Below are 11,925 nucleotides of genomic sequence, written 5' to 3'. Positions count from 1 at the left end.
TCGGGCAATCGTGTATGGCAGGAATCCAGGCGCCCGGATCCAAGTTCAAAGGGAATGGTTAGCCTGAATGCAACGGCCTGTCCGGGGCTGGGTAGTGGTACGTTCCGGGGCTTCCCGCTGCATTGCACGGATGCTCCGGAACCGTGTTCTTGCGTGATAGTAACCAGTGCCGGGATGAAGGAAACCGGCTACCGTCTCCCTGTGGAGGCTTGGGAGTAGGCATAGCCTGTTACTTGCTGCGGCCACCTCCCTGGAGCTGGTTTCAGTTCTTTACCCCTGGGTCCTTCTGCTTTCCACGGTATACACGAAACTGTCGGCTCTGTAGTACCCTAAATTATACTCCAGGGGGCGCTCACCCTGGTCATACACGAAGCGTTTCCTGAAAAGGACAGGCTCCCCAACCTTCATCTCTAATTTCCTGGCTATAGTACTGTCGGCCCCTTTCGCGGTGATTTCCTCTTTGGACAGTTGCGCCACAATAGAGTAATCGTTTTCCAGAATCTCATACAAGGGACGCTTGAAGTCCTCCTCCCCCGTCAAACCGACTCTGGGATGAAAATAAGAAACGAAATAAACGAAGGGCCCCTCTTCTCTTCCCCGTAGCCTTTCCAGTTTCAACACCATTCGTTGGGGAGGTATCTCGAAGAAATTAGCGATGCTCTCCTCTGGATGTACCCAGCTCACATGAAGTTCGAAGTTTTTGATCGGTATTCCCCGGGCCTGCATTTCCTGTGAAAAGCTAAGCCAATTTTGGGACTTCGAGCTTACGGAAGGGGTGGCAACCCTTGTGCCCACCCCTTTCTTCCTTATAAGAAGCCCCTCGTACACAAGCTTATTGATTGCTTGCCGCACCGTGGTTCTTGATATCGCCAGCTGCTTCGACAATTCCATTTCATTAGGCAGCAGTTTCCCGTTTTTATAGATAGGATCTTCTATAAGCTCACGGAGCAGGTATTCTACCTGGATATGTAGAGGGATAGGGTTCCTCCTGTCGAGAGTCAGGTGCATAACAACGGGGTCTAATCAGCCTAAGAGAGTGTAAGGAGTACTATGTTAGAATAGAATTGTATTCCCAAAACCAGGAATACCCCCTCCGGATTATAGTACGTAAGCCACAAATATACAAAAGCCGTGAATCACATGTGGTTAGATTATTGTCAGGCAGAGGCTCAACCGCGGAGTCCAAGTATCTTTCCCGGGGTAGGTGAAAGTTAGTACTATTCCGATCTGTGGCCCGGCGGCTAAGGACCGGGTGTTCAAACCGGGGACTCTTTGATCCTATACCTCGTCGCGGGGCCTATTTTTATTTGTCTGTGTTTTTTGGGTTTCCGAGGTTTGATCAGGCAGTTACCTCACCCCTGGACATCACCCACCCCAAGGTTCCATAGGAGGGTCTGCCCAGGCCAAAAGAAGGTCCCAAAATCACCGTTTTTGTTGACTTTCCGGGGTATAGGTGTACACGCCTCAGCCTGGCCTGTGAACTCCCGGTGCCTGGGTAAACCGTGCGGAGGTAATGCTCCGATTGGGCCTGTGCTTCTGCCCGTTTGGCGAATGCCGCCCTGGTGCACGTGTGCATAAGGGGAAATTTTCCATACAGAGTAAAAGATGGCGGGGAGAAGCGGTAGGGCTATTCTGTTCCTTCGCCCCGGGGAGGTTCCGTCGGAGATCATGGCAGGCCTGTTTACAGGCTATCTGATCCCGATGCTCCCAATGGTTTTTCCTTGCTACGGGCCGGAAGCCCTGTTGGGGCCTTTACTGGTTACCGTTGGTTTACTCCCCATTCATTCAGGCCTTGTTGTATTATTATAGGCAATAGGTAAATAAAATAAGAAAATAGCAATAAAGCCCCTTAATGTTATTATGTTTATACATTATAACATTAACCGATACCTGTCCCTTTGGGAATGTTGCTTAGTGGTGATGAGGTAAAGCTGCTTGGACGGTGGCGTTTCAACCACATGTAGGGGAAGTATCCCGTAACAGATAAGATTTGCAGACCTTCAACGCTTCGCCTGAGAACCTGAAAATCAACCCCGTGCATAGGGGTAGGTCAGGCAAAGCGGACTCTTTCAGGAGAATGGGGCTTTGTCCCTGGGGAAGGGTTGTCTCATGGACTTATTCGCGGCTTGAGGCATGAAGCAGATCCACGCTTGCCAAGCCAAACCTTTGACTGCGGGGCATGCGCCATACTGTCCTCAAGGGGGCAGAATGAATCGAGCAGCTGATCAAAGAAAATAAACAAAACGTTTAATTTTTTTTAAATTTTCCATATAATTACGGACAAAACGTTCAACTGATGGGAAAATCGCAATTGTTAGGGGAAGAGGTTGAGGTATGGGATAGATTCAGGGCAGGGGACGAGGAAGCCTTTTCACAGATTTTTGCGGTCTTTTCTGATATCCTGTACAATTACGGTTGTCGGTTGCACCCTGATAAAGAGTTAGTGAAGGATTGCCTGCAGGATCTTTTTGTAACGATCTGGAATAGGCGGCATGTGTTAAGCGCCACCACGTCCATAAAGTTTTACCTTTTCAGGGCATTGCGGAGGGAGATAGCCCTCAAGGTTAAAGAAGCAGCAAAGATTTCTGTGTACAGGGAAACCGAAGGGTGGGTGAAAGTGGAGACCCCATCCGATGATAGGCTGATAGAGGCCGAAGACGAAAAGCATATCCATGCCCTGCTAGAGCGGGCAGTAGAACAGTTGTCAGAGCGGCAAAGGGAAGCTGTTTACCTCCGGTTCTATCAGAACATGGAATTTGCGGAGATCGCCACCTTGCTGGAGATCACGCCCAGGGCAGTATACAAACTCATGTATAGGGCGATCGACATTCTTCAGGATAGCTTTCGCAGTTCTTCTGCTACCGCTGCCACCACCAGCCCAACCTTCGTCTTCCAGGGCAATAGCCAGCGTTTGAAATTCCGCGAGCAAGAGCTGCAGTTTGGCACAGTGCTTCCTGTTCTTTTCATAGGCGGAGCTGAATTTTTTCTGTCGTAGGCCAGCAAGTGGTCCCCATGAGCACCTGCTTCGGCCCATCCCCCCATGAGGCGAACGCCATTGCTCCAAAGCGAAAGGCTTGCCACAATGACAACGGGGTTCCGTGTTTTGAGGCTTTTCGCTAAAAAAGGGAGGTAGGACGGAGGGGATTCTAAAAAAATAGTAAAAATAAATCTGTTTCCATGGGTCACTTTGCCTGGAATGCTCCTTTCTCACTTTTGAAGGACATACCCAAAACTCTTAGATGGAAGAATACTACCGGACTTTACACGATTTTGTATTAGATCCACGCTTTTGTAGTTGGGCTTTAGGTCTGGATGAGAATGATTCACCTTACTGGGAGGCTTTCATAGAAGCCCATCCGGAGAAGGCGGAACAGATAGAGCAGGCCAAAGCCGTGGTGCGGGCCATGGGTTCCCGGAACCGGAGAACATGGCTCCCTGCAGAGAAAGCAGAGGTATGGGGTAAAATCCAACACAGGGTCTCTGTCACGGAAAGCCCTGCGACGGAGATTCGTGCCGTAAGGACCAATCCGGTCTGGAAAGAGGCCTCAAGATTAGCCGCATGCCTTGTGGGTTTGGTGATGGTTAGTGTTGCCCTCTATTACTTCGGGGTAAGGGAGAAGAGCGAGACTGTCCGATATGCCACCCTGCACGGCCAGGTGAAAAGGGTTGTCTTACCGGATGGCTCAGAGGTTGTCCTGAACTCGAATTCCACCTTGAGCTTTGAAAAGCCCTGGAGTTCAGAATCCGCAAGGGTGGTGAGTCTAGAAGGGGAGGCCTTCTTCAAGGTGAGCCATCAGGAGAATGACCAGAAATTCAAAGTAAGGCTACAAGATAATGCCTGTATCGAAGTATTGGGTACACAATTTACGGCCACGCAACGGCCACAGGTCAGCAGGGTAGTGTTAAAAGAGGGGAAGGTAAATTTCTCGGTCACTGATGATATGTTGTTCGGCCTCTTTGCTAAAACGATTAAGCAAGAAACCCTGAAGCCCGGTGAGTTGGCGACCTGGAACGGACAAATTGATTCCCAGGCACTGATCATCAAAGAGACGCCGGCGCATCCGGAGATCTATGAGGCGTTTCAGCACAATAAACTCATGTTCGCAGACGCCCCTTTAACAGAGGTTGCCCGGGTCTTGGAAGAGGTCTACGGATTTGAAGTGACCTTTTCCAAAAAAGACGTCATGGACAGGCGGTATACCGGTTCTGTCCCACATGACAAAGTTGAGGTACTTTTCATCGCGCTGGAGAAGCTGTTCGATCTGAAGGTTATAAAAGAAGGTCATCGGCTGGAATTCAGATAATCCCCCTGACAAAGAAAAATCACTAGAAGTATGGTACAACCTTTACTAACTATAATCCACTCAGTTTAATATGGTAAAACCTTTTAGCAAACCGAAATTGCTTATACCTGTGCTGCTACTCATGGGCTTGCAGGTATCTGCCCAACCGATGGCATCCGTCCGTAGGCCAGCCCTGAGCGGAGTTGGAATTAGAGAGCAAAAAACAGTTTCGCTGTCTAAAGTACTAAAGGAGCTGGGAGACTACTATAAGGTCAATTTCAATTATGACAGTGAGTTGTTTTCCAGAATGAGGGCGGAAGCAGGTTTGCTGAAGCCCATCAGCGGCAATGTGAGCCAGGACATAGAACGGGTGCTGAAACCGTATAACCTCAAGGCAGAAAAGGTGGACAAGAACACGTATGTTGTCCTCCCCATTGTTCCACAAGCCCCTGCCCCTCCGTCGTCCCAGCCAAAAAGAGACCAGGCCAGGGCAGATATCACTGTTACCGGTGAAGTAAAGGATGCCAAAGGCGAGGGGTTGCCGGGCGTATCCGTCGTATTGAAGGGAGTAGCTGGCATCGGGGTTTCCACGGATGTAAATGGGAGGTACTCCATGAATGTACCGGCTGGGCAGGAAAACGGGGTGCTGGTATTTTCCTACATCGGCTTCAAGACACAGGAAGCACCTATCAACAACAGGGCTACCATCAACATTACTTTACAGGAGGATGACCAGGCCCTGGAGGAAGTGGTGGTGGTAGGGTACGGTACCCAACGGCGGATCAGTGTGGTAGGCGCAGTGGACCAGGTAACGTCAGCGGCTATCGAAGGCAAGCCGGCGATGAACGTGACCCAAGCCTTACAGGGTGCCTCTCCAAACCTTATCATTCAGCAAAGGAGTTACGAACCGGGGCAAGCCCCCAACATGAACATCAGAGGCATCAGTACCATAAATGGGAATGGGCCGCTTATAGTAATTGACGGAATCATAGGTGGCGACATAAACCTGTTGAATCCACTGGATATCGAAAGCGTCTCAGTCCTGAAAGATGCCGGTAGTGCGGCCATCTACGGTTCCAGGGCTGCCAATGGGGTTATATTGGTTACTACCAAGAAAGGCAAGAAGAATACTCGGCCCAGTGTGACGTACAATGCCCTGGTTGGTATACAGGAGCCCCGGGTATTGTATAAGCCGGTAAAGGGGTATGAGAATGCCCTTCTCAGAAGCCAAGCCGCGGTAAACGCTGGTTTACCCCCTATCTATGGGCCTGAGGAGATAAGGAGATTCCAGGAGCAAGGCGACAACGAATGGTTCCTGAATACTATCCTTCAGAATGCCGTGCAGCAATCGCATAATGTCTCCATTTCTGGAGGTGGCGAGAACTCCACCTATCTGGTGTCTGCCGGTATAGCCGATCAAAGAAGCAATTTAGTGGGCCCCAACTACGGACATACCCGGTATAACTACCGACTGAACGTTTCTAACGAGTACGGTAAATTAAAATTAACCAGTATCCTTGCCTATACGCGCAGCCAAATCAAGGACCACTCCAATTCAACCCAGTTTCTGATTGTGGATGCGGGCAGAGTACCTACTTACTATCAGCTGAAGGATGAGCAAGGGCGGTATTTGACGAACGATGTCCTCTCGGAGTATAACCCGCTGGGGGTCCTGGAGAAAGGCGGCTTCCGTAAGTATGACAATGATAACATTTTGGGGAATATCAATGCTGAATTCGCAGTCACGGATTTCCTTAAGATAAGAGGGGTCTTTGGGGGGAGTGTTACCACAAACAATCAGTTTGCCCGAACCATGCAGGTAGATTATTTCCCTGGGGGTACGTATGGGGCAAACCGTAACACCAATGATGAAACCAGCAGGCATATCGCTTTGAATACCCAGTTGATAGCAGAGTTTAACAAGACTTTCAATCAAGACCATATCACGAATGTGTTGGTGGGTGTTTCAAATGAGTCTGAAACCAGCCGGGGTATTGGCTTGTTCAGAACCAACACTGACCCTGAGTTAGGTACCCCAGTCACAGAAACCGTTATCGGTACCGGTTCTTATAATTCACATCAAACATTAGTAGAAAGGAGCTTGAACTCTCTTTTTGGTAGAGCATCCTATTCTTTCAGGGATAAGTATTTCGGTGAATTCAACTTCAGGTTTGATGGCTCTTCTAAATTCAGAAGCAATAACCGGTGGGGCTTCTTCCCGTCCATCTCAGCGGGCTACCGCATCAGTGAGGAGAGCTTTTTCAAAGGGTACAGGGAAAAGGTAGGGGACCTGAAAGTAAGAGGATCCTATGGTATCCTTGGCAACCAGGCGGTAGGTGACTACCAATACCTAAGTACTTATTTTACCTTTCAGAATGCCTATGGCTTCAATAATGTCGGGGTTGGGGGCACAGGGTTCACTTTTGCCAACCCAGATATCAGATGGGAGAAAGGGGCGACCTTCAACATAGGGGTAGACGCGGGGTTCCTGAATAACGCGTTAACGGTATCGCTTGACTACTTTGACAAGACGACCACTGATATGTTGGTCCCGCCGATTATTCCGGCGCTTTATGGGGCCACGTTGCAAGATTATAACGCTGGAAGATTCAAGAACCAAGGCTGGGAGATTAACCTGAATTACCGCTTCTCGCACTCTGTTTTCGACCATTCCTTCTCGTTCAACCTGGGGGACTCTAAAAATAAGGTGCTCTTTATTGAGGGAGGGGAAGTGTTGGCTGGTGCAGACGAAATGCTCAGAATCCGTAGAGACGGTTTGCCCTATAACTCATATGTAGGCTTCCTGCGGGATGGCTATTTCCAAAACCTGGAGGAAATCGAAAGAGGGCCTAAACCAGCCGGGTTGAACCTTTCCCCAGGAGACAACCGGTATGTAGATGCAAACGGCGATAATGTCATCGATAACAATGACTTGTTCGTGCTGGGCAACCCTTTCCCGCGCTATACCTTCGGAGCTACCTATAATCTGAGAGTGAAAGGCTTTGACCTGAATATCTTCTTCCAGGGAGTAGGCAAGAGAAGTACTTTCCTGAGGGGAGAACTGGTGGAGCCATTCCACTTTAATTACTCCCAGGTGATGTACCAGCATCAATTGGATTTCTGGACTCCCCAGAACCCCGACGCCAGGTACCCAAGGCTGGCGGCAGCTGGCAGCCAGTCGGTGGAAAACAACTTCAGAAGAGGTTCTGACATGTATCTCTATGATGCGTCTTACGTGAGGTTGAAGAACCTGCAGATTGGGTACACACTGCCCCCTTCCCTGATTGGTAAGATAGGCCTTAAGTCGATGAGAGCCTATCTATCCGGCCAGAACCTGTTCACTCTTTCCAAGTTGGACTTCCTGGATCCGGAGATCACAGAATTTGACAGTAACCTAAGAAACAGTGGGGCAAACAGCGGAAGGGCGTACCCTACCCCAGTGTACTATGGCTTTGGGCTTGATGTTACTTTCTAAACTACTAAAAACATGAATAGATTTTCACAGTTTGCCATTTACTTACTAGGGGCGTTAACGGTCTCGTTGAGCGCGTGTAACGATTTGGAGGTATATCCAGAGAGCCGGTTTACAGAAGCAAATTACTGGACCACCACGGAAAAGGCGATGAGTGTCCTCAATACTGCCTATTCACAGATGTACCGTAGTGACTACTACTTCTATAATGAAGGCATGTCTGACAATGCCTATAATGGAAGAGGGGACCAGAACGGGGTGGCCTCTCTGGCTGCCGGTACCTATGATCCATCGCTGTCCAGGATAATAGATGAGTGGGGTTACCATTACTCCGGCATCAAAACCTGCCATATTTTTCTGGAAAACGTGGATAGGGTGGAGGGCATGGACCCCACGCTGAAAGAAAGAATGAAGGCAGAGGCCCGCTTTATTAGAGCCTTCCACTATTTCCAACTGCTGACCTGGTATGGGGATGTCCCCCTTATTGAACGTGATCCTACCGTGGAGGAAGTAAGAACCGTCCAAAGGACGCCGCGAGCGCAGGTGCTTGAGTTTGTGCTGAACGAATTAACACAAGTGGAGGGCGTTTTACCGATAAACACCGCCTATGCCGCCGCAGACAGAGGGAGAATCACCAAAGGCGCGGCCATAGCCCTGAGAGCCCGGGCCTTGCTGTATGAAGGGCGGTGGCAGGAGGTAGTGACTGCCTGTGAGTCCCTCATGAGCAATGCCAACGGTACCTACAGCCTCTTCCCGTCTTACCAGGGGTTGTTTCTACCAGCCAACGAGAACAACAACGAGGTGATCCTAGACCTACAGTATGTACCCCAACACAGGGCGTATAACCATTACTTTGATATGGCCCCGATTATTGCGGGTGCCCGACTGAACAATCTTGCCCCTACCCAGGAACTGGTGGACAGCTATCTCACGGAGAACGGTAAAATGATCGGTGAATCCGGATCCGGATATGATGAAACGAACCCTTATTCGAAGCGTGATCCCCGGCTGGATGCCACCATTGCTTACCACAATTCTACCTGGACCAAGCTTGATGGCTCTGTGGTCACTATCTATACCAGACCTGGAAGTGCCCCAAGAGATGCCAATGGCGATGCGAAAGGCCTGGATGTGGATGAATATAGACCTGGAGGAGTTAGCTCCCCTACCGGGTACTATTTCAGGAAATACTACGATCGCTCTTCGGGACCCAACTTTTTATCAGGCCTGAACCTGATCCTGATCCGCTACGCTGATGTTTTATTGATGTATGCGGAAGCCAAGAATGAACTGGGCCAGATGAACGAGAATGTTTGGAGCCAGACCATAGGAGCCATCCGTTCCCGCGCCGGCTTTACGGACCCGGGAGCCTTGGGTTATCCTGCTGTTGGCCAGGACGGGCTGAGAGGCATCATCAGGAATGAACGCCGTATTGAACTGGCTTTTGAAAACACGCGCATCTTCGATATCCGGAGATGGAGAATAGCCGAGCAAGTACTGAATGGCTGGGCCCACGGCGCCCGGTACGGCTCACCCTCCGTTGACAACGGCTACATCAGGGTGAATCAGAGATCCTTTGATCCAAGCAGGCATTACCTCTGGCCCATTCCCCGGAACGAAAGAGCCCTTAACCCAAACTTATCCCAAAACCCTAACTGGTAATCCTTTTCACATCAATCTTCTAGCAATTCACATATGAAAAATTTACATATCCTTCGCTTATGCACCTGGGTAGCCGCCTTGTTCTTTTTAGCGAGCTGCGACGATGACAAAGAACTCGATCACACACAGGTGAGTGAGGTAACAAACCTGTTCTCACCGGAGAACAATAAGTTCATCAAACTGGAGCCGGCCTCCGGGAGCACCGTTTTCGAGTGGGCCCCTGCCATGGCGGAAGACAATGGGCTGGTTTTCTACGAGGTGGTTTTCGACAGGGAATCCGGCGACTTTTCCGATCCAGTCTATAGTGTCAAGTCAGATAACAATGGGATGGGTAACTCCCTTACCATGACCTATGGCACTTTGAATCAGATCGCGAAAATGGCAGGGATTGCCTCGCAGGAAATAGGGAAGATCAAATGGACGGTTTTTTCTTCCAAAGGTATCAATGTCAAAAAACCTTCTGTCTCGCACACGTTGGAGTTGGAGCGGCCCGCTGGTTTTTCGGAGATCCCTTCCGCCCTTTACCTGACCGGTTCGGCCACAGAGGCAGGGGAGACCCTGGGCGATGCCATTCCCTTCAAACTAACCAAGGCCGGTGAATTTGAGATTTACACCGCTCTGAAAGCCGGTACTTACCGGTTTACGGCTGGCAACTCGGGCAATCCTCTCTCTTTCTCCATCCAGGACGGCAAAATGGTGGAGGGTGGCACCACCACGGTGACGGGTGACCAGAAAATATACCGGATACGGTTAAACCTGAATAACGCCACCGCTGAATTCACCGAGATCAAGTCAGTAGGTTTATGGTTCTCTGCAGAAAACAAGATCTGGTATGAACTGCCTTACACGGGCAAAGGTACCTGGGAAATCAAGAACGCCCCGGTGGAGTTCTTCCAGGAAAGCTGGGGTAGAGATGAGCGGTATAAATTCAGGTTTACGGTGCTGGATGAGGGTGGGGCAGAAGCCATGGAATGGTATGGCAGCCAGAACAGAGACAACAGCCGGCCTGGTAGCAGTACCCAACCCTCCTATTGGTATATGGTTCCGGTAGACAACTCGCGCTATGACTTCGCATTCAAGTTCAATGAAAACGCTGACCGCAAGAACGCCGATATCAAAGTTGATTTTAGCGGAACATCAGGCCCATATACGCATTCTGTCACGGTGAAATAGTTCAGGGCTTTTCCCGGCCTCGGTCACCCTTCAAAGAAGGACCGAAGCCGGGAAAACATCACTTTTAAAATTTCATGTTATGAAAAAGTTGGTTTTAAGAGGCTTTCTATATTTCAATCTTGTAGCCTTGCTGGCGTCACTTAGCGCTTGTGAAGATGATCCGTTTCCGCTGTATGACCGCCCTTCTACTGTGGCGGTGTATAACTGGGCCGCAACTGCAGACTCTTTGCAGGACAAAACGAACAGTACCTTCCTTTCCGCTGATGGAAAGTATTTCGTTCAGAACAACACCGGTAACACGGCTTTCAATTACTGGTGGAATGCCCATGCTTTGGATATTATGGTAGATGCCTACAGGCGGACGGAAGATCCGATGTATGTGCAACGGATGAAGTTTCTGCTAAACGGCATCAAAGACAAGAACAACGGGAGTTTGCCGAATGAGTTCTACGATGATATGGAATGGTTGGCCCTCTCAAGCCTTCGGGCGTATGAGGCTACCCAGGACCAGGCATTCCTGGACGCCACGTTGCTGTTGTGGCAAGACATCAAAACTGGCTTGAACGATAACCAAGGGGGAGGGATCGCCTGGAAGAAGACACAGTTGGACTACAAAAACACCCCTGCCAATGCTCCTGCTATCATACTTGCCGCCAGGCTATATGCCCTGCAGAAGAAGCAGGAGGATCTGGACCTGGCTAAAAACCTGTACACCTGGCTTAAAGCCACCTTGGTAGATCCCGCAACCGGCCTTGTTTGGGATGGCATCAACAGAACCGGTAACGGGGAGATCGATAAGAGCTGGATCTTTACCTATAACCAAGGGGTCTTTATCGGGGCCGGCCAGGAACTGCACAAAGCTACCGGTGAACAGGCATACCTGGCAGATGCGGTACGCACGGCCAATACTGCCATCAACAGTACCGAGCTTTCCCCCGGCGGTATCCTCAAAAGCGAGAACCAAGGGGACGGCGGCCTTTTCAAGGGGATTTTAGTGAGATACCTGGCCAATCTGATCGAACAGCCTAACGTGCCGCAGGCAGACAAAGCGAAATACATCAATTTCCTGAAGTACAACGGGGAGACCCTCTACTCCAAAGGTATCCGTAGACCCTCGCTCATGATAAGCCCTGATTGGAAGAATATGCCTGGGGAATCCACTGATTTCTCTACCCAGTTATCCGGTGTAATGCTGGTGGAGGCACTGGCAAGATTAGATGAATTGAACCTGTTGGATTAAACCGGAAGCCAGCAGTGCCACAAGTACCAAAAGGGCACGGCCTGGGCTCTTTCGGTACTTCCCTCCCCCTCACGAATTTACTTAAGTTTTCAAAC

At 49.9% G+C, this 11,925-nt stretch carries 7 protein-coding genes; 6 read left to right on the top strand and 1 reads right to left on the bottom strand.

Features of this window, described 5'->3' with window-relative positions; genetic code table 11:
• Nucleotides 1–270: 270 nt before the first annotated feature.
• A complete protein-coding gene (locus tag JT719_RS22025) occupies nt 271–1,008 on the bottom strand; it encodes a GntR family transcriptional regulator (RefSeq protein WP_207435925.1) in 738 nt (245 codons plus the stop codon).
• Nucleotides 1,009–2,296: 1,288 nt separating this feature from the next.
• Between JT719_RS22025 and JT719_RS22020 the strand changes: the two genes are divergently transcribed.
• The 6 genes from JT719_RS22020 (at nt 2,297) to JT719_RS21995 (ending at nt 11,830) form a co-directional block, all read left to right on the top strand.
• The gene (locus tag JT719_RS22020) at nt 2,297–2,995 is read left to right on the top strand and encodes an RNA polymerase sigma factor (protein WP_207435924.1); all 699 of its coding nucleotides are present in this window, start codon (nt 2,297–2,299) and stop codon (nt 2,993–2,995) included.
• A 244-nt stretch (nt 2,996–3,239) separates the two neighbouring features.
• Nucleotides 3,240–4,304, top strand: a complete 1,065-nt coding sequence (locus JT719_RS22015; protein ID WP_207435923.1) for a FecR family protein — start codon at nt 3,240–3,242, stop codon at nt 4,302–4,304.
• 109 nt (nt 4,305–4,413) lie between these two features.
• On the top strand, nt 4,414–7,758 hold the full coding sequence (locus JT719_RS22010; protein ID WP_341350791.1) for a SusC/RagA family TonB-linked outer membrane protein: 3,345 nt from the start codon (nt 4,414–4,416) through the stop codon (nt 7,756–7,758).
• 12 nt (nt 7,759–7,770) lie between these two features.
• Nucleotides 7,771–9,417: a RagB/SusD family nutrient uptake outer membrane protein gene (locus JT719_RS22005; protein ID WP_207435922.1), complete on the top strand. Its 1,647-nt coding sequence runs from the start codon at nt 7,771–7,773 to the stop codon at nt 9,415–9,417.
• A 33-nt stretch (nt 9,418–9,450) separates the two neighbouring features.
• Entirely contained in the window at nt 9,451–10,590 is a 1,140-nt protein-coding gene (locus JT719_RS22000; RefSeq protein WP_207435921.1) for a SusE domain-containing protein, read from the top strand.
• Nucleotides 10,591–10,669: 79 nt separating this feature from the next.
• Complete coding sequence (locus JT719_RS21995; protein WP_207435920.1) at nt 10,670–11,830, top strand: glycoside hydrolase family 76 protein; 1,161 nt, start codon at nt 10,670–10,672, stop codon at nt 11,828–11,830.
• The last annotated feature ends 95 nt before the right edge of the window (nt 11,831–11,925 follow it).

Origin of the sequence: Sabulibacter ruber (assembly GCF_017355955.1) — a bacterium.
Classification (GTDB): Bacteria; Bacteroidota; Bacteroidia; order Cytophagales; family Hymenobacteraceae; genus Nibribacter; species Nibribacter ruber_A.
Note: the sequence above shows the minus strand (reverse complement) of the source record. Positions and strands in the feature narration are given on the sequence as shown.

Coding starts and splice junctions, on each gene's coding strand:
- JT719_RS22000 (WP_207435921.1), top strand. CDS start 9,451: ATGAAAAATTTACATATCCTTCGCTTATGCACCTGGGTAGCCGCCTTG.
- JT719_RS22005 (WP_207435922.1), top strand. CDS start 7,771: ATGAATAGATTTTCACAGTTTGCCATTTACTTACTAGGGGCGTTAACG.
- JT719_RS22020 (WP_207435924.1), top strand. CDS start 2,297: ATGGGAAAATCGCAATTGTTAGGGGAAGAGGTTGAGGTATGGGATAGA.
- JT719_RS22015 (WP_207435923.1), top strand. CDS start 3,240: ATGGAAGAATACTACCGGACTTTACACGATTTTGTATTAGATCCACGC.
- JT719_RS22025 (WP_207435925.1), bottom strand. CDS start 1,008: ATGCACCTGACTCTCGACAGGAGGAACCCTATCCCTCTACATATCCAG.
- JT719_RS21995 (WP_207435920.1), top strand. CDS start 10,670: ATGAAAAAGTTGGTTTTAAGAGGCTTTCTATATTTCAATCTTGTAGCC.